General features: G+C 68.8%; 21 protein-coding genes and 2 tRNA genes. 17 read left to right on the top strand and 6 right to left on the bottom strand.

From position 1 onward, the window contains the following. The first annotated feature begins 7 nt into the window (after positions 1-7). The 7 genes from ACTWPV_RS29950 to ACTWPV_RS29920 all read left to right on the top strand — a co-directional run bounded on the left by ACTWPV_RS29950 (position 8) and on the right by ACTWPV_RS29920 (position 4225). The gene (locus ACTWPV_RS29950) at positions 8-661 is read left to right on the top strand and encodes a DUF2637 domain-containing protein (protein ID WP_443154342.1); all 654 of its coding nucleotides are present in this window, start codon (positions 8-10) and stop codon (positions 659-661) included. Between the two features lie 18 nt (positions 662-679). Continuing rightward, positions 680-1021, top strand: coding sequence for a hypothetical protein (locus ACTWPV_RS29945; protein WP_443154341.1), 342 nt, complete (start codon positions 680-682; stop codon positions 1019-1021). Between the two features lie 15 nt (positions 1022-1036). After that, complete coding sequence (locus ACTWPV_RS29940) at positions 1037-1198, top strand: hypothetical protein (protein ID WP_347780227.1); 162 nt, start codon at positions 1037-1039, stop codon at positions 1196-1198. Positions 1199-1202: 4 nt separating this feature from the next. Beyond that, the gene (locus tag ACTWPV_RS29935; RefSeq protein ID WP_443154340.1) at positions 1203-1325 is read left to right on the top strand and encodes a hypothetical protein; all 123 of its coding nucleotides are present in this window, start codon (positions 1203-1205) and stop codon (positions 1323-1325) included. Positions 1326-1461: 136 nt separating this feature from the next. Next, complete coding sequence (locus tag ACTWPV_RS29930; protein ID WP_443154487.1) at positions 1462-2814, top strand: replication initiator; 1353 nt, start codon at positions 1462-1464, stop codon at positions 2812-2814. Beyond that, a complete protein-coding gene (locus ACTWPV_RS29925) occupies positions 2811-2996 on the top strand; it encodes a helix-turn-helix domain-containing protein (protein WP_443154339.1) in 186 nt (61 codons plus the stop codon). The genes ACTWPV_RS29930 and ACTWPV_RS29925 overlap by 4 nt, the downstream gene beginning before the upstream one ends. After that, on the top strand, positions 2993-4225 hold the full coding sequence (locus tag ACTWPV_RS29920; protein WP_443154338.1) for a tyrosine-type recombinase/integrase: 1233 nt from the start codon (positions 2993-2995) through the stop codon (positions 4223-4225). The genes ACTWPV_RS29925 and ACTWPV_RS29920 overlap by 4 nt, the downstream gene beginning before the upstream one ends. Before the next feature lie 87 nt (positions 4226-4312). Here the strand turns inward: ACTWPV_RS29920 and ACTWPV_RS29915 are convergent. Next, positions 4313-4385: transfer RNA gene (locus ACTWPV_RS29915), tRNA-Arg, on the bottom strand. A gap of 56 nt (positions 4386-4441) precedes the next feature. Continuing rightward, positions 4442-4987: a hypothetical protein gene (locus ACTWPV_RS29910; RefSeq protein ID WP_443154337.1), complete on the bottom strand. Its 546-nt coding sequence runs from the start codon at positions 4985-4987 to the stop codon at positions 4442-4444. A 134-nt stretch (positions 4988-5121) separates the two neighbouring features. On the opposite strand from ACTWPV_RS29910, the gene ACTWPV_RS29905 reads away from it, so the two are divergent. The 6 genes from ACTWPV_RS29905 to ACTWPV_RS29880 all read left to right on the top strand — a co-directional run bounded on the left by ACTWPV_RS29905 (position 5122) and on the right by ACTWPV_RS29880 (position 10062). Next, a complete protein-coding gene (locus ACTWPV_RS29905) occupies positions 5122-6258 on the top strand; it encodes a sensor histidine kinase (protein ID WP_443154336.1) in 1137 nt (378 codons plus the stop codon). Positions 6259-6286: 28 nt separating this feature from the next. Then, on the top strand, positions 6287-6916 hold the full coding sequence (locus tag ACTWPV_RS29900; protein WP_347646011.1) for a response regulator transcription factor: 630 nt from the start codon (positions 6287-6289) through the stop codon (positions 6914-6916). A gap of 343 nt (positions 6917-7259) precedes the next feature. Continuing rightward, the gene (locus ACTWPV_RS29895; RefSeq protein ID WP_347646012.1) at positions 7260-7553 is read left to right on the top strand and encodes a hypothetical protein; all 294 of its coding nucleotides are present in this window, start codon (positions 7260-7262) and stop codon (positions 7551-7553) included. A 3-nt stretch (positions 7554-7556) separates the two neighbouring features. Beyond that, positions 7557-8288, top strand: coding sequence for a prolipoprotein diacylglyceryl transferase (locus tag ACTWPV_RS29890; protein ID WP_443154335.1), 732 nt, complete (start codon positions 7557-7559; stop codon positions 8286-8288). Beyond that, positions 8285-9829 (top strand): radical SAM protein, encoded by a 1545-nt coding sequence (locus ACTWPV_RS29885; protein WP_443154334.1) that lies wholly within the window; start codon positions 8285-8287, stop codon positions 9827-9829. Before ACTWPV_RS29890 ends, ACTWPV_RS29885 begins: the two co-directional genes overlap by 4 nt. After that, positions 9826-10062 (top strand): hypothetical protein, encoded by a 237-nt coding sequence (locus ACTWPV_RS29880; protein ID WP_347646015.1) that lies wholly within the window; start codon positions 9826-9828, stop codon positions 10060-10062. The genes ACTWPV_RS29885 and ACTWPV_RS29880 overlap by 4 nt, the downstream gene beginning before the upstream one ends. Before the next feature lie 2 nt (positions 10063-10064). On the opposite strand, the gene ACTWPV_RS29875 is transcribed toward ACTWPV_RS29880, so the two are convergent. Continuing rightward, positions 10065-10523, bottom strand: a complete 459-nt coding sequence (locus ACTWPV_RS29875; protein WP_132590854.1) for a MaoC family dehydratase — start codon at positions 10521-10523, stop codon at positions 10065-10067. Positions 10524-10797: 274 nt separating this feature from the next. On the opposite strand from ACTWPV_RS29875, the gene ACTWPV_RS29870 reads away from it, so the two are divergent. Next, complete coding sequence (locus ACTWPV_RS29870) at positions 10798-11979, top strand: ATP-binding protein (protein WP_347646017.1); 1182 nt, start codon at positions 10798-10800, stop codon at positions 11977-11979. Between the two features lie 103 nt (positions 11980-12082). Here the strand turns inward: ACTWPV_RS29870 and ACTWPV_RS29865 are convergent, their stop codons facing one another. After that, positions 12083-12874, bottom strand: coding sequence for a MauE/DoxX family redox-associated membrane protein (locus ACTWPV_RS29865; RefSeq protein ID WP_443154333.1), 792 nt, complete (start codon positions 12872-12874; stop codon positions 12083-12085). A 5-nt stretch (positions 12875-12879) separates the two neighbouring features. Further along, positions 12880-13818, bottom strand: coding sequence for a hypothetical protein (locus ACTWPV_RS29860; RefSeq protein WP_443154332.1), 939 nt, complete (start codon positions 13816-13818; stop codon positions 12880-12882). Positions 13819-14035: 217 nt separating this feature from the next. Here ACTWPV_RS29860 and ACTWPV_RS29855 point away from each other — a divergent pair, with 217 nt between their 5' ends. Further along, positions 14036-14530 carry a SigE family RNA polymerase sigma factor gene (locus tag ACTWPV_RS29855; RefSeq protein WP_443154331.1) on the top strand — a complete coding sequence of 165 codons (495 nt, stop codon included), beginning with the start codon at positions 14036-14038 and terminating at the stop codon, positions 14528-14530. Positions 14531-14584: 54 nt separating this feature from the next. Here the strand turns inward: ACTWPV_RS29855 and ACTWPV_RS29850 are convergent, their stop codons facing one another. Continuing rightward, the gene (locus tag ACTWPV_RS29850) at positions 14585-15079 is read right to left on the bottom strand and encodes a MarR family winged helix-turn-helix transcriptional regulator (protein ID WP_443154330.1); all 495 of its coding nucleotides are present in this window, start codon (positions 15077-15079) and stop codon (positions 14585-14587) included. A 102-nt stretch (positions 15080-15181) separates the two neighbouring features. On the opposite strand from ACTWPV_RS29850, the gene ACTWPV_RS29845 reads away from it, so the two are divergent. Beyond that, positions 15182-15742: a YceI family protein gene (locus tag ACTWPV_RS29845; protein WP_443154329.1), complete on the top strand. Its 561-nt coding sequence runs from the start codon at positions 15182-15184 to the stop codon at positions 15740-15742. Between the two features lie 191 nt (positions 15743-15933). Continuing rightward, positions 15934-16022: transfer RNA gene (locus ACTWPV_RS29840), tRNA-Ser, on the top strand. The last annotated feature ends 827 nt before the right edge of the window (positions 16023-16849 follow it).

The following is a 16849-nucleotide window of genomic DNA, read 5'->3' as shown; positions in this document are numbered from 1 at the left end:
AGGAACGATGCGACGCTTCGCCTGCCGACTGCTCGACACCGGCCCGGTCCTCGTCCTGGCCGCCATCGCGGGTGCCGGATCGTTCACCCACATCCGCGACACCGCCACCCAGCACGGCCAGACCGGCTGGATGTCCTGGGCCGTCGCCGTCTGCATCGACCTGACCTGCGTCATGGCCGCCCGTGAACGCCAACGCGACAAGCGAACTGGCAAGGGCCGGCGGGGCCCCGTCTCCTGGCCCGTCCTCGTCCTGAGCGGCGGCATCGCTTTGTCCCTGGCCGCCAACCTCGCCCAAGCCACACCGACCGTCTGGGGCTGGATCACCGCCGCCACCCCGGCCGCCGCATTCCTCATCGCCATCTCGATGCTCGAACGCCGCACTACCCAAGCCCGACCCGAAGCTCCGGCCGCGTCGTCCTCGACCGTCCTGACCCCGTCCCCGGACCCGCGACTCGTCCCGCACCCCGCCCAGGACGAGGACGACGACCAAGACGGGCGGGACGGCGACCTCGCCCCCGCCCTCGTCGATTACGCCCGCCGCGTCGCCGACGACCACCACGCCAAACACGGCCGACCCATCACCCGCGACGCCCTACGCGCCCACCTCGGCGTGTCCAACCAACTCGCCTCCGACCTGCTGCGCACCCTGCGCACCGTCTGAGAAGGGAGAACCCGACCAATGACCCATGACCACCGCACCGCCCTCATCAACGGCCTGCTTGACCTGGCCGCCTTCCTCGAAACCCACCCCGACCTACCCGTCCCGCCCAGCGTCACCGTCCACCACTTCCCCCGCCAGGACGGCGACGCCGCCCAGCGCGCCGAGATCGACCGGCTCGCCGCCCTCCTCGGCACGGACACCAACCACGAGGACGCCTTGCACGGTCACTACGCCACCTCGCGCATGTTCGGCCCGATCGAATACCGCGCCGTCGCCATCCTGGCCGCCGCCCGCGCCCGCTACGACGCCGAAATCAGCTACCGCGGCTGCATCCAGCCCGACCCGATGCCCGCCACCTGACCAGGAGAACGACGCATGCGCATCCGCCTTGACGGCACCCGAGCCGAAATCATCGACGCCCTGTTCCGCCTACGCCTGCACTTCACCGTCCAGGCCGTCTCACGCGCCTACCCCGACCGCGCCCACCCGCACCACTGGCGCGTCTACCTGACCACCCGCCCACGCGAAAGGAGCTAGGCCCGTGCCCGAAACCCTGCCGGTGATCCACTACCGCTGTTGCACCTGTAACGGCACCGGCATCGACCCGGACGACGCCCGGTGCTCCGACTGCGACGGCACCGGCATCGACAACCACGGCGCGTAACGCGCAGCGCCCCCGGCCTGGCCCGCACATCCGCCAAGACGACTGCCAGGTCGGGGGCCATCCCCATCACCCGAACGAGTGAGAGGAGGTCTCCATCTTGCCTGCAACCCACGCCAACGCGCACGCCATCACCGGCATGATCAAGCGCCTCAACCGGCCCGACTACGACCGCTGGGCGAACCAGGTCCGCCACACCGGCGGCTGCCGCCAGCCCATCCACCTCCGCGGCAAGGTCGACCACTACGACCAAGCCACCGGCAGACTCCTGCACCGCTACACCACCCGCAGCGAACCCGACGGCGTCCTACGCGTCCCGTGCAAGACCCGCCGCGCCACCCGCTGCCCCGCCTGCGCCCAGACCTACCGCGCCGACACCTACCACCTCATCCGCGCCGGCCTCATCGGCGGCAAAGGCGTCCCCGACACCGTCACCAGCCACCCGACCCTGTTCGTCACCCTGACCGCCCCGTCCTTCGGCCCGGTCCACACCCGCCGCGAGCATGGCGGCAAGGTGCACCCCTGCCACGCCCGCCGCAACGCCACCACCTGCCCGCACGGCCGCGTCATGTCCTGCACCACCCGGCACAGCAAAGACGACCCACGCCTGGGCGAACCGCTCTGCCCGGACTGCTACGACTACACCGGCAGCGTCCTGTTCAACGCCCTGGCCCCGCTGCTGTGGAAGCGCTTCGCCGACTCCCTACGCCGCGCCCTCGCCAAGGCCGGCGGCCTGGCCCTCAAGGAGCTGCGCCACCACCTGACCCTCTCCTTCGCCAAGGTCGCCGAATACCAGCGGCGCGGCGTCGTCCACTTCCACGCCGTCATCCGCCTCGACGGCCCCGGCGGACCCACCGCACCACCACCGACCTGGGCCACCACAGACACCCTGACCCAAGCCATCCACCACGCCGCCCAAGCTGTCTCCGCCACCGCACCCGCCCACGCCGACCAGCCAGAGCGGGCCCTGCGCTGGGGCGACCAGCTCGACATCCGCCCCATCACCCTGAACGGCGCCCTCACCGAACAAGCCGTCGCTGGCTACATCGCCAAGTACGCCACCAAAGCCGCCGAATGCGTCGGCACCCTCGACCACCGCATCAACCCCCTCGACGACCTGACCGCCTACAACCTGCGCGACCACGCCCGCCGCCTCATCACCACCTGCCTACACCTCGGCACCCAACCCGAACTGGCCGAACTCCGCCTCACCGACTGGGCCCACATGCTCGGCTTCCGCGGCCACTTCTCCACCCGATCCCGCCACTACTCCACCACCCTCAGCGACATCCGCGCCGACCGAGAACACCACGCCCGCAACACCAACATCACCACCGGCCGCCTCCCCCTCTTCGACGAAGACACCGTCCTCGTCATCAGCGAATGGCAGTACGCAGGCAAGGGCCACTCCCCCGGCGACCACCTCCTCGCCGCCGCCCTCACCGAGACACCGCTGCCGACGTCCCAACACGACCTTGGGAGCCGCCCATGACCCGGCTGCTCCTCACGGTCCCTGAGGCCGCCGAAGCCCTGTCCATCTCGCGCAGCAAGCTCTACCAACTACTCGCCACCGGCGCCGTCACCTCCATCCGCATCGACGGCTCCCGCCGCATCCCCGTCTCCGCGCTCACCGACTACATCACCCGCCTGACCAGGAAGGAGGCCGCCATATGACCAAGACCCTCGCCGGCACACCAGACGAGCAACCCCGCAAGAAGAAGGCACCCAAACTGCGCGACGGCGTCATGAAGCGCGGCACCACCTGGTCATACGTGATCAGAGTCCGAGACCCCGAGACGGGAGAGAGCAAGCCGAAGTGGGTGAGCGGGTTCGCCACCGAGGACGACGCCAAGGCTGCCCGCGATGAAGCGCGGGTCAAAGCCCGGCGCGGCGAGTATGTCGACCGCAACACGATCACCGTCCGCGAGTACCTCGACGAGTGGATTGAGGCCCACGCAGTCGAGATCAAGCCCAAGACGCTCGCCGACTACCGGCACATGATCAACCGGTACATCAAGCCCAACATCGGCCCCCTGCGCTTGCAGGCCGTCAGGGCGTCCACGATTACCAAGCTGTACCGGGACCTCATGGCCGGCGGTGGGAAGAACGGCCGGCCCCTCTCCTCACGGACGGTCGACTACGTCCACGCCATTCTCCGGAAGGCCTTCCGCGACGCGGTGAACGTTGACGAGTTGCTGTCGTCCAGCCCGGTCGAGAAAGCCAAGCGTCCCCGCCGCGAGATCAGGGAACCGGGCACCGTCTGGACCACGGACCAGCTCAAGGCATTCCTCCGTTACGCTCGTGATCATCGCCTCTGGCCCTTCTTCCACCTGGCGGCCTACACCGGTGCACGGCGTGGCGAGCTCCTCCACCTCCGGTGGTCGGACGTGGACCTCGACGCCAAGGAGCTGGTCATCAGAGGCTCGGCGTCCTTCATCGACGGCGCGCGTGTCGAGGGGACCACCAAGAGCGGCAGGAAGCGCATTGTCAGTCTCGACGACGGCACCATCACCGTCCTGCGCAACCAGCACAAGATGCAGGCCGCCGACAAGCTCAAAGTCGGCCCTGAGTGGCGAGGCGGTGGCGACTACGTGTTCACGACCGGCTGGGGTGAACCCGTCCACCCGGACACGCTCAGCTCGCTGTTCCCGATCCTGATCAAGCGCTACAACGAGACCTACCCGGACCACCCGCTACCGCATGCCCGGCTCCACGATCTGAGGCACATCCACGCGACCACGCTTCTCCTGGCCGGTGTGCCGGTCCACGTCGTTGCCGCCCGCCTCGGCCACGCTGACCCGTCGATCACCCTGAGGGTCTACGCCCACGTGATCCGCGCGGCGGAAGCGTCGGCCGCGGAGGTCTTCGCCAAAGCGATCAACGACCAGAGAGCGTGGTGTTAGCAACCCTGTTAGCAAGATCGCGAGGTTGTCCTGACAAACACGAAGGCCCGCTCCAGGATGTCCCTGGTGGCGGGCCTTTCAACTGTGCGCGGCCGACAGGAGTCGAACCCGTAACCTTCTGATCCGTAGTCAGATGCTCTATCCATTGAGCTACGGCCGCTTGTTGCTAGACCAGCATAGCGGGTCCTTGGGAGTGCCTCGAACCACATGCCGCAATCATGAGCTCGCCGACTCCACCTTGCGGGGCCACAGCGTGTAGCTGAGCGGCCAGAGTACGGCGATCAGCGGTATCTTGAACAGCCCTTCCATGAAAGCGACCAGGCCCTCCGTACGCGCCGGGTCGTCGACGAGCCACACCAGGCCGAGCAGCACGACGCAGGCGATCCCGTACGCCAGGACGATGCGCAGCCACAGCGCCCATTCGTACCGGGCTCTCGCCATACCCCCGGCGGGCGGTTTCCAGGGTGGGGGGCCGCCGGCGAAGCGGTGGTGGAAGGTGGCGTCGGCCCAGCGGATGGTGCGGTGGCCGAAGACGATGGAATAGGCGAGGTACGCCGCCGCCAGCCCGTGGCGGACGTCGCCCGTGGCGCCGCCGCGCATGTCGATGACGGCCGCCGCCAGGAGGATCACGTCCAGGAGGGGGACGGCGAGCAGGAGGGCGGTGCTCAGCGTGCGGCGGTGCCAGAGGTAGCGGGAGGCCAGCCCGAGGGCCAGCAAAATCCAGAAGCCGATCTCGCAGCCGATGATGATGGCGACAATCACGTGTTCCAGTCTCCGGCCGGGGGCGGGCCGGCACATCGTCAGTGAAAACGAGACTGTGGATACATCGAAGGGTGTATCCACAGGCGGTCGCGCAGCAGGAGGGAACCGGGTCCGGAGGGTGGTGGGATGAGGACATGAAACGGGTGGCGTTGGGTGCCGGGCTCGCGTTCGCGACGGGCCTGGTGCTGATCGCGGGCGGGGCGCACTTCCAGCGTGGCCTGCCCGAATGGTGGCTCGCCGGGCCGCTGGCGTTGACCTGTGCCGCGGTTCTGGTGCGGCGGCGGGCGCCGCTGCTGTGCCTGGGGCTGGGGACGGTGGGGATCGCCCTCGACGTGGCGGTGGGTCCGTCGCTGGGCACCATTCTCGTCTTCACCGACAACCTGTACGCCGCGGCGCTCTACGGGCCGGTCAGGCTGGCCCGGTGGCTGCTCGGCGTCAGCTCGGTGCTGGCGGTGGTCGTGGGGGCGGTGACGGGGTTCGTCGAGGGTGACTGGCTCGTGCCGGCCGTCATGGGCATCCAGGCGGGGCTCGTGCTGGTGACTCCGGTCCTCACGGCGATGGTGCTGCGCGAGCAGCGGGATCGGGCGGCGGCCGAGCGGGAACGGGCCGAGCAGGTGGCGCGTCTGGCCGAGCTCGATCGGCAGGCGGCGGTGGCGGCCGAGCGCACCCGGATGGCTCGCGAGCTGCACGACATGATCGCCAACCATTTCAGCGCCATCGCCATCCAGTCCACGGCCGCGCTCTCGCGCAAGGACCTCGATCGGGCGACGGTGCAGAAGATCATGGAGTCCGTACGCGAGAACAGCCTGAAGGGCATGGCCGAGATGCGGGCGATGATCGGGCTGCTGCGACAGGAGGGCGATGAGGCGGAAGAGGCGACCCGGCCGCGGCTGGCCGACGCGGAGAGCCTGGTCGACAGGGCCAGGCGGGCGGGCATGGAGGCGGAGTTCCGGGTCGAGGGCGAGCCGCGCGAGATCCCTGCGGCCGTCGATCTGGCCGGCTACCGCATCCTGCAGGAGGCGCTGACCAACGCGCTCAAGCACGGCGACCCGCTGGTGGAGGTCGTCGTGTCCTACGGTCCCGAGCAGGTGTCGTTGACGGTCGTCAACGCGGTCCAGGGGAGCGACGCGCGGCTGCCGGGGGCCGGGGCGGGGCTGATCGGGATGCGGGAGCGGGCATCCCTGGTCGAGGGCTCCTTCGAGGCGGGTCCTCGGGGAGACGGATGGCGGGTGGCCGCGGTGCTTCCCGCGGCTCCTGGTGAAAAGTCGTGAGAAGGGGTGACGTGGTGGAGGTGCGCGGGTGAGCATCAGGGTGCTGGTGGCCGACGATCACGCGGCGGTCAGGGCCGGGATCGTGCTGATCCTCGACGGTGTGGACGACATCGAGGTGGTCGGTGAGGCGGCCGACGGGGAGCAGGCCGTGGCGATGGCCCGGGAGTTGCGGCCGCATGTGGTGTTGATGGACGTGCGCATGCCGAGGCTCGACGGCATCTCCGCCGCCAGGGAACTGTCGGGGGTGTGTGATGTGCTGATCCTGACGACGTTCGATGTGGACGACTACGTTTTCGGGGCGCTGCGGGCCGGGGCCGCCGGCTTCCTGTTGAAGAACACCGACGCCGACGCGCTGGTCGAGGCGGTCCGGCTGGTGGCGCGGGGCGACGGGCTCATCTCGCCCGGTGTCACGCGGAGGCTGATCGCCGCTTTCGCGGATCAGGCGCCGCGCAGGGAGCCGCGCCCCGGCCCGGAGATTCTGACGCCGCGGGAGCGGGAGGTGCTGGCCTGCGTCGGGCGGGGCCTGTCCAACGCCGAGATCGCCAGAGAGCTCGACATGGCGGAGGCCACGACGAAGACGCACGTCAGCCGGGTGCTCAACAAACTGGGCCTCAAGAGTCGCGTGCAGGCGGCGATCTACTACTCGGAAGGGGCATAAGGCTGGCTGACCGGAAAGCCTCGTCGGGGAGGGACGATCGGGCGGGCGCCGGCGTCGCTTGTGCACGGAGCTGTATGCCTAGCCGGGGCCTGTTGGCCAATGTCAACCGGTTCCTCCTAGTCTGATCCCGACTAGGAGGTGAGCGTCAGTGAGCACGCCGGGTGATGAAGGGCCGGAGCAGCGGTGGGTGCCACCGCAGGGGCCTCCGTCCCAAGGACCTCCCTCTCAAGGGCCGCCGCACGAGGGTCGGCCCCAAGGCCCGCAAGGTCCGCACCAGGGACAACCGCCCTACCAGCACCTCCCGTACGGCCCGCCGCCCCCGTCGGGCGGCGCCTCCACCGGTGTGCTGGTCGCGTTCGTGTTCGTCGGCCTGACCGTCTACAGCCTCATCAACGCGGTGCTCGGGTTCGCCGTCTTCGTCGCCGCCATGGAAGCCGAGGGCAGCTCCACCCCTTACGTGATCGTCGGCGCGGCCGTGCTCGCCCTGGTCGGCCTGGGCGCGGGCATCGGGTTGTGCCTGGTCCGCGGCAAGGTCTGGGCGAGGGGCACCGGGCTCGGGTTGATGATCGGGTGGGCGCTCTGGTCGATCCTGACCGCCGGTCTCTGCACGGGGCTCAACCCCAGCTTGTACGGCTGAAGCATGCCCTACCACGAGATCTTCGTCGGCCTGGGCGTCCTGGTGGCCTCCGTGGTCTTCGTGCGGGAGGCGAGAAGGCGTGGGGCGCTCAGCGAGCAGTCGTTGATCGCTGTCGCCGGGGCTCTGGTGGGCGGCGCCATCGGGATGCGCCTGGCGGGCTGGCTGGAGACGCTCGACGCCAAGGACCTCTGGCTGTACGGCTCCCGCAGCATTCTCGGCGGCCTGACGGGCGCGTACGCGGGCGTCCTGGTGGCCAAGAAGCTCATCGGCTACAAGGAGCGCACCGGTGACCTGTTCGCCCCGGCCGTGGCGCTGGGGATGGCGGTCGGCCGGATCGGCTGCCATCTGACGGAGGCGCCGGGCAGGCCCACCGACCTGCCGTGGGGCGTGCACGCCCCGGCGACCACCCCCGAATGCCCCGGCTGCCTCACCGGCCAGGCGATGCATCCGTCGTTCGTCTACGAGATCGTCTTCCAGCTCGCCGCGTTCGCCGCGCTGCTCTGGGCCCGCGAACGGCTCACCCAGCCGGGGGAGTTGTTCACCCTCTACGTCGCCGCGTACGCCGTCTTCCGTTTCCTCGTCGAGTTCACCAGGGCCAACGAGACGGTCTGGCTGGATCTGACCAGGCCGCAGTGGTTCCTGATCCCGGGCGTGCTGCTGCTCGCCCTCAGGCTCGGGTACGGCTGGCGGCGCGGCTACTACGTTTCCCTCTTCAACCGGAAGGTCCTGTCGTGAGCACAGGGATGGGGCTGCGGGGCGACCGCATTCTCAGGTACGTCAACGCGTTCTGCCCGAGGTGCCATGGCCGGGACCTCGACCGGGTGGAGCGGCTGAGCGGCTATCTGGCCGAGCGTGACGGCAAGGTCTGGCTGGAACGCGGATGCCGAGAACACGGATATATCCGGACTTTGTACGACGAAGACCCAGAAATCATGGCGTACCTGGAGGAATGGACCGCCCCTACCAAGCAGCACATGCCGGATATATCGGGGAACTTCCTCCCGATCCCCGAGGCCTACCTCCACGGACTCCCCGAGATGCAGACCCAGCACACCTGCATCCTCCTCGAGGACATCGCCGAAGCCTGCAACCTGCGCTGCCCCACCTGCTTCGCCGACAGCTCGCCCGACCGGACCGGCATCGTCCCCGTCTCCGACATCCTCGCGAACGTCGACCAGCGCCTCCAGCGCGAGAACGGCAAGCTCGACGTCCTCATGCTGAGCGGCGGCGAGCCGACCCTCCACCCCGAGCTCGGCACCCTCCTGGCCGAGCTGGCGGACCGCCCGGTCACCCGCATCCTGATCAACACCAACGGCGTCCTCATCGCCAGGGACGACGCCCTGCTCGACCTGCTCACCGAGCACAGGGAGCGGGTCGAGGTCTACCTCCAGTACGACGGCTCCGCCGAGGCCTCGAAACACCACAGGGGCGGCGACCTCACCCGCATCAAGGCCCAGGCCGTGCAGCGCCTGTCCGGACGCGAGATCTTCACCACCCTCGTCATGACCGCCGCGCTCGGCGTCAACGACGGTGAGATCGGCGACGTCGTACGCCTCGCCCTCGACACCCCGTACGTCGGAGGCGTGTCACTCCAGCCCCAGTTCGGCTCCGGCAGGTCGGGCACCATCGACCCGGAGGACCGCCTCACGCACACGGGCGTGCTCAGCCGCCTGGGCCCGCAGACCGGCGGCCTGGTCACCTGGCGCGACCTGACCGCGCTGCCCTGTTCCCACCCGCACTGCTGCTCGGTCGGCTACCTCATCCGCGACGACGCCCGCGAGTGGCGCTCGCTGACGGCGCTGATCGGCCACGACCGGCTCAAGGAGAACCTCGGCCTGGTCTCCAACCGCATCGCCGACTCGGAGATCCCGCGCGAGCTGCGGCTGGCCGTACAGGAGTCCCTGCTCGGGCTGCTGTCGGAGCAGTCGTCGCTCTCGCACCCCCAGATCGGCGACCTGTGGCGCAACATCTGCGAGAACTGCGACCTCGGCGTCTCCACCCTCCTCACCCTGGCGTCGTCGGCCCTGCCGGGCCGGCGGAAGAAGCTGCGCAGGATGATGGGGGAGCGGATCGTGCGCATCACCGTCAAACCGTTCATGGACATCTCGACCATGATCGAGGAGCGGCTCACACAGTGCTGCGTGCACGTGGGGACGCGCGCCGAGCAGGACCAGTGCGCGCCGTTCTGCGCCGTGCAGGCCTGGCCGCAGCTCTCCCGGCAGCGGTTGTCCGCGGTGGCCGCGCGGCCACGCGCCCCGTTCGAGGTGGTGTTGTGAACAAGGAGCCGTACGATCCGCTCCGGTTGTGCGTGTACGCGACCGTCGCGCTGCTGGCCTGGCTGCTCGGGCCGTGGGCGGTGCTGGCGTTCGCGGTGCTGGGGTTCGCCGGTTACTGGAGGGCGCGGCGAGCCGGGCTGACCCGGAGCAAGTGCCTGCTCAGGGACACCCGGCTCGTGCTGGCCTACCTCGCCCTCATCGGCCTGGCGGCGATCGCGGCGATCGTCCTCTGACGCTATTGGGCGGGCACGTAGAGGCTGAGGGTCTCGGCGACGCAGGCCGGGCGCTTCTCGCCCTCGATCTCGATCGTCATCTTCAGGTTGGACAGGTAGCCGGCCGGCGTGCCCTTGACGTCGGTGAGCTCGCCGGTGGCCCTGATGCGTGCGCCGACGAGCACCGGCCGGGGGAAGCGGACCTTGTTGAGGCCGTAGTTGACGCCCATGGCGATGCCCTCGACCTTGACCATCTCGAACATGAACGACGGCAGCAGCGACAGGCTCAGATAGCCGTGCGCGATCGTGCCGCCGAACGGGCCCTCCTTGGCGCGCTCCACGTCCACGTGGATCCACTGGTGGTCATGGGTGGCGTCGGCGAAGAGGTTGACCTGGTCCTGGGTCACCGTCTGCCACTCGGTCGGGCCGAAGGTCTCGCCGACGGCCGCCTTGAGCTCCTGAACGTTCGCGAAGGTCCGCATGGTCCCGAACGCTATTGCCCGGGTGGCGCGGCTGCCAAGTTCGCCGCCTTAAGCAGGACGCGTCGAGCTGTTGCGAAGATCTTTACTCGAAACCATCGCATAGATGTTCGAGTCCGCGCTACAGTCTTCAGTACCGCAATCGAACAAGGGTTCGGCCTGGTGGGAGGGGGTGTGTCCGATGACGGTGCTCGCACTGGCCCCTGTCCGGACACGCCGTAGCACTTTCTTCCCAAATCTAAGACGGCCGCTATATCCGGCAATAGAGTCCGAGAGCGTGGATCCTGTGCGCAACCCCTATGCCCCCGGCGCCGGGCAGCGTCCGCCGGAGCTCGCCGGGCGCGATCGAGAGCTGCAGCAGTTCGAGGTCGTGCTGGAGCGAGTGGCCCGTGGGCGGCCCGAGCGCAGCATGGTCGTCACCGGCCTGCGGGGGGTCGGCAAGACCGTCCTGCTCAACACGTTCAAGTCCATGGCCATGCAGCGGTTGTGGGGCACGGGCAAGATCGAGGCCCGGCCCGACCAGTCGATCAGGCGGCCGGTCGCGGCCGCCCTGCACATGGCGATCCGCGAGCTGGCCCCGCGTCACCGCGCGCCCGAGCGCATCGAGGAGTTCCTCGGGGTGCTCAAGGCGTTCGCCATGCGCGATCCGTCCGCGGCCAAGGGCACCTCGCACTGGTCGCCCGGCATCGAGGTGCCCGCCAGCCGCGGGCGCGCCGACTCCGGCGACCTGGAGATCGACCTCACCGAGCTGTTCGTCGACGCCGCCGGCGTCGCCACCGACCTGGCGGTGGGCATCGCGCTGTTCATCGACGAGATGCAGGACGTGCAGCCCGCCGACGTCTCCGCGCTCTGCGCCGCCTGCCACGAGCTGTCGCAGTCGGGCGGGCCGCTGATCGTGGTGGGCGCCGGGCTGCCGCACCTGCCGAGCGTGCTGTCGGCCAGCAAGAGCTATTCCGAGCGGCTCTTCCGCTACGCGCGCATCGACAAGCTCGACCGCGACGCCGCCGACATGGCGCTGATCCTGCCGGCGCGCGAGGAGGAGGTGGAGTTCACCCAGGAGGCGCTCGACGCCCTCTACGAAGCCGCCGACGGTTATCCCTACTTCGTCCAGGCCTACGGCAAGGTCGCGTGGGATCTCGCGCCGCGCAGCCCGATCACCATCGACGACGTCAAGGTCTCCGCCCCGGAGGCCGAGGAAGAGCTCGCCGTCGGGTTCTTCGGCAGCCGCTACGAGCGGGCCACCCCCGCCGAGCGCGACTACATGCACGCCATGGCGCAGATCGGCGACGAGCCGGTCGCGACCGCCGAGGTGGCCGACGCCCTCGGGCGCAAGCCGTCCAGCCTCTCGCCCGCCCGCGACAGCCTCATCAAGAAAGGGCTCATCTACAGCGCCGAGCGCGGCCTGATCGCGTTCACGGTGCCGCACTTCGGCAAGTTCCTGCGCGCTCAACCCGTTTGAGCGACGCCCCTAGACCTCTATTGGGCTGTCTAGTGGGGAAGCTAGACAGCCCAATAGAGCTATATCAGCCTGCCTGTAGAGCGAAATCTAACGCTCTCTAGCTTCAGGCCGATACTGGCGTATATTCCGTCAGAGATTCGCTGCCCTCCGAACCGACCACGGCCATCCGCACCGCCGGGCGCCGGCCGCTGAGATAGACGGCGAAGACGACGTCGTCGTGGTCGTGGTTCTGGAAGGCGAAAAACCGCCAGCACAACTCGCGCCAGCTGTCGTACGGCTCCGGCGACGCCAGCCCGTCCCGGTGGGTGCGCCAGGCGCCACTCGACCTGAGCCGGGCCAGCGTCGCCGACTCCGACGGGCCGCGCCGCCGCTCGCACGGCGCACGGAAGCGGGCGCGTTCGATCAGCTCGTCGATCTCCGGCGACAACCCGAGCAGCAGGGCCACCCCCGCGGCCGTGAGCCACGACGGGTGCGACACGGCCACCCACCCGGGCACCGGTGCCAGCACCGACACCCCGGCCATCCCGGTCAACACCACGGTCCGGCCGATCGAACGCAGCCCGACCGGCGCCGAGCTCACCTCGCCGAAGCAGCCGCACCCCGCGTCCGGCCGCCGCCTGCGCAGCTCCAGCAGCACGTACGTGGACATCGCGAAGAAGGCGACCGTCGCCCACCTGAAGATCGCGTGGTCGGTCACCAGCAGGCCCGTGGCCAGCACCAGCTCGCCAGCCGCGCACGCCAGCAGCGCCGGAACCCGCAGGCGCCCCGGCACCAGGACCGCCGGCCCCAGATTGGACAGCGCGCCCGGCTCACCCCCCGAGCGCACCGTAGCCACCTTGGCCATGGTGCCCAGAACGAGCAGCACGACCAGCAGCGGGAGCTGCGATTCCCACACGTGCGTCACCCCAATCCGATCTGAGCGTTGAAGCACCCCTTGACCAGGTCACCGCCGAGCTCCACGTAGGAGAACGGCGACAGCTCGACGATCCGCCCGCGCGGCGAGGTGTCGCACTCGACGCACCGGTCACAGAACCGCCCGGCCAGACATCCGCACGCCACCACCGGCACGTCGGCGGCGCGCTCGGAGCACACGTTCGTGACCCGGAGCAGCGACCCGACCGACAGGTACGGCAGCCCGGCGCACGACACCCCCGCCTGGGCGCAGCCGGTGTCGGCCCGCTCCAGCATCGGGTAGGCCGCGCCCCGCTCCTCCTCGTCGAACGTGTCGGACCAGGTGGCGGTGCCCGAGATGCCGCCCGCCATCCCCGCGTGCACGTGCGGTGGCGAGGGCACGGCCCGCGCCGGGTAAGGAGGTTGGGAGGTCGCGGGGAGCAGCGCAAGGCTCCTGCCGTCCTGCCTGATCCCGATCGCGTCGAACAGGTAACCGGGCTCGAACTTGGGATGCCGTACCTGGATCCGTCCTGAAGCCCGGTAGGGGATGGTGATCGTCCGGTGGCCACGGTGCGGGCCGCAGTCGAGCTCGACCGTCAGGTCCCTGCGTCCCTGGATGGACAGGATCGTTCCCGTGACGCGCGTGGCGTCGGCCCAGATCCGCTCCACCACCCGCCCGTCGCGTAAGGCGCGCATCATGACCATGGCCCCTACGGGAAGGTCGGTGGGAGCCGCGTCCCGCCCGTGCCACGCGGTGGCCCACGGCGCGATCACGAGCCGTTCCTCGGCGCCGCCGGGGGTTTCGATGATGATCAGGTGCGGGCTGACGTCCAGAATCTCGCCGGCGACGGCGCGTAAAGGGTCCGCGTTGTCCGGAGCGGGATCCGAATCGCGACCCAGTACGGCGGCGGCGAGCACCCGGCGGCGCTCAACGCTCGGATACCCCATGCGCCCCTCCCTCGTCGGGTACTAGATTCACACGACTTGGGGGTGGCTTACACCGTACCGGGGCAGACAAGAGCAAAATACGCAACCCCGGGGAAGTGACTAGACACCCGGCGGCGTACAAACCGCCACCGACCTTGACGGACCTTTGTCGTGGGTGGGCCGAAACCTGAATTCCGGTTCAGGCCCAATAGGGCATCGGGCTGCGATTCTGGCCACGATGCAGACCACCGGCTGGGAAGACGAGTTCCGCGAGTACGTGCAGGCCCGCGGGCCCGCACTGCTGCGCGCGGCCAACCAGCTCACCGGGCATCCGCTGGACGCCGAGGACCTGCTGCAGAACGCGCTGACCAAGACGTACCTGGCCTGGGATCGCATCGAGGACAGGGGCGCACTCGACGGCTACGTGCGGCGGGCCATGGTGAACATCAACATCTCGCAGTGGCGGCGCCGCAAGCTGGAGGAATATCCGTCGGCCGACCTGCCCGAGGCGACCACGTCCGAGCCGGTGGGCGGCGGCGAGGTGCACGAGCAGCTCGAACAGGCGCTGGAGGAACTGCCCGAGCGGATGCGGGCGGCGATCGTGCTGCGCTACTACGAGGACATGACCGAGCCGGAGATCGCCAGGACGCTGGGGATCAGCGTCGGCACGGTCAAGAGCACGGTGTCGCGGGCGATGGCCAAGCTGAGAAGCGCCCTGCTGCCGTCACGCTGAGGCCCGACGCCTCTCTCCGCGTTCGTCATGAGGAAGCCGGCGACGGCCCTCTCCTCACGAGGAGGCCGGCGCCTCGGCCTCCGCTTCGACCGCGCCGGCGGTGGCGCAGGGGCGTACGACGGCTCTGATCTTGCGCAGGCTGCCCAGGAACGCCTCCAGCTCGGACCTGCTCAGCAGCCCGGTGAAGCAGTCGTCGATGTCTTGCACATGTTGCGGCACCACGGTCTCCAGCCGCTCGCGCCCGGCGTCGGTCAGCACCGCGTAGGAGGCCCTGCGGTCGGTGGGGCACGCCTCGCGGCGCACCAGCCCTTCGCGTTCGAGCCGGTCGACGACCCTGGTCACGCCGCTGGTGGACAGCCCGGTCTGGGCGGCGAGATCACTCATCCGCAGCCGCTGCCGGGGCGAGCGGGCCAGCCGGATGAGGGTCTCGAAGTCGATCTCGGACAACCCCGCCGCAGTCAGCACGGGCTGGAAGCGGGCCATCAGACCGGCGTACGCCTCGCTCAGGAGTCCGATGGCCGTCAGCCGGGGGTCGTCGAAGTTCAGCACACTCACAGCCTAACCGACGATAGTTGACGAGTGGAATATTCCTCGTGTACATAATTGTTGTTGCAGATAACTGCACCTGAACCCCTTCTGAGGAGAACCTCGATGACCACTCGTACCTGGGAGTCTCTGACCATCCCGGCCGCCGGCACCTACAACCTCGACGTGGCCCACACCCGCGTCGGTTTCGTGGTGAAGCACATGATGGTCAGCAAGGTCCGCGGCTCGTTCGACACCTTCAGCGGCTCGGTCACGATCGCCGAGAACCCGATCGAGTCGTCCGCCGAGCTCACGATCAAGGCCGACAGCATCACCACGGGCGTCGCCGACCGCGACGGCCACCTGCGCGGCGACGACTTCCTGTCCGCCGAGAAATACCCGGAGATCACCTTCAGGAGCACGCGCGTGGTCGGGCACAAGGGCGACGAGTTCACCGTCGCCGGCGACCTGACCATCCGTGACGTCACCAAGGAGGTCGAGCTCACGGTCGAGTACGGCGGCGCCGGCACCAACCCGTGGGGCCAGGCCGTGTGGGGCTACACGATCACCACGGAGATCGACCGCGAGGAGTTCGGCCTGACCTGGAACCAGACCCTGGAGACGGGCGGCGTGCTCGTGGGCAAGAAGGTCAAGATCGAGATCGAGGGCGAAGCCAACCCCGCCTGACGCCCGTTGGGGTCGCAGCCGTCCGCGGGTAGGGTTATCCACAGCCCTGAAGCCCGTCCACGCTGTGGGCGGGCTTCGTCCACAGGCAGTTACCCACAGCCTGTTGATAACTCTTGGCGAAGCCGGGCGGGGAATCGCTTTGCCGCCTCGCCTGAAGGCCGGTACGCTGTGCTGAGCCGCGGTGGCTTCCGGGAGGATTCGCCTAGTCAGGTCTATGGCGCCGCACTGCTAATGCGGTTTGGTGGCAACACCATCCGGGGTTCAAATCCCCGATCCTCCGCAGGCAGAAGGCCCTCACCCTGAGAGCGGGTGAGGGCCTTCTCCTTGCCTGTGGACATCAGGGTTGCTGGTGCCCGTCAGGGCCGGTCCCCCAAGGGCTTCGTCCACACGCTGGCCGGCGTCCTTCATCTGGAGTGTGGCGACATGGTGTAGCGCTCTGTCGTGGTGACACGGGTGTGGCGGAGGACCCCCTGGACGACTCGAAGGTTGACGCCCTCCTCGATCAGGAGGTCGCGGCGTTGTGGCGTGTCGTGCACCCGGAGGCGAGTTCTCCCGAGTCACCCATCTCCGCGAGGGCCGGTCAGCCTACCCATGCGGAGCACGCGCCGTCGGGCGTCCCATCGTTCTCGCAGACCCGGATTCCGCGTACAGGGCCAGGGGCGTTGCCCGTGACGCTTTCACCGTCCGCTTTGCGGTCCCATACGTTGTGCACGCGTATCTGCGCGTACCGAGAATCCCACCATTTGACCTGCCCGACGACATCACGTCCATCCTTCTCGCCGTCGTTCACATAGATCGTTTCGGAGGCGATCCAGACAGTCGCAGTGTCAGACCCGTGCTTAGCTTTGTAGGTGTCGCGTGCTGATGCCGAAGCCGGCCCTTGTACGGCCGCTGTCGCCAATAGTGCAGACAGCACGCCGACGGAAGCCGGAATGGCGCGGAGTAGCATTTTACTCACCGTGTTCCCTCCACAGGGGCAGGCGGCTCTCTTCCACGTGGTCTCGTGGGCCGCAAGGGCTTTTCCGATTTCCAGTCTGCAGACATCAAGTTAAGTTGTCATTGACGCTGGGCATTCAGATACTTCGCTATCCGTCTACTCCGCTGGGT

Source organism: Nonomuraea sp. KM88 (assembly GCF_052245635.1).
In the GTDB taxonomy this organism is placed as follows: domain Bacteria; phylum Actinomycetota; class Actinomycetes; order Streptosporangiales; family Streptosporangiaceae; genus Nonomuraea.
Note: the sequence above shows the minus strand (reverse complement) of the source record. Positions and strands in the feature narration are given on the sequence as shown.

Coding starts and splice junctions, on each gene's coding strand:
- ACTWPV_RS29950 (WP_443154342.1), top strand. CDS start 8: ATGCGACGCTTCGCCTGCCGACTGCTCGACACCGGCCCGGTCCTCGTC.
- ACTWPV_RS29945 (WP_443154341.1), top strand. CDS start 680: ATGACCCATGACCACCGCACCGCCCTCATCAACGGCCTGCTTGACCTG.
- ACTWPV_RS29940 (WP_347780227.1), top strand. CDS start 1,037: ATGCGCATCCGCCTTGACGGCACCCGAGCCGAAATCATCGACGCCCTG.
- ACTWPV_RS29930 (WP_443154487.1), top strand. CDS start 1,462: ATGATCAAGCGCCTCAACCGGCCCGACTACGACCGCTGGGCGAACCAG.
- ACTWPV_RS29925 (WP_443154339.1), top strand. CDS start 2,811: ATGACCCGGCTGCTCCTCACGGTCCCTGAGGCCGCCGAAGCCCTGTCC.
- ACTWPV_RS29920 (WP_443154338.1), top strand. CDS start 2,993: ATGACCAAGACCCTCGCCGGCACACCAGACGAGCAACCCCGCAAGAAG.
- ACTWPV_RS29905 (WP_443154336.1), top strand. CDS start 5,122: ATGAAACGGGTGGCGTTGGGTGCCGGGCTCGCGTTCGCGACGGGCCTG.
- ACTWPV_RS29890 (WP_443154335.1), top strand. CDS start 7,557: ATGCCCTACCACGAGATCTTCGTCGGCCTGGGCGTCCTGGTGGCCTCC.
- ACTWPV_RS29875 (WP_132590854.1), bottom strand. CDS start 10,523: ATGCGGACCTTCGCGAACGTTCAGGAGCTCAAGGCGGCCGTCGGCGAG.
- ACTWPV_RS29860 (WP_443154332.1), bottom strand. CDS start 13,818: ATGGGGTATCCGAGCGTTGAGCGCCGCCGGGTGCTCGCCGCCGCCGTA.
- ACTWPV_RS29855 (WP_443154331.1), top strand. CDS start 14,036: ATGCAGACCACCGGCTGGGAAGACGAGTTCCGCGAGTACGTGCAGGCC.
- ACTWPV_RS29845 (WP_443154329.1), top strand. CDS start 15,182: ATGACCACTCGTACCTGGGAGTCTCTGACCATCCCGGCCGCCGGCACC.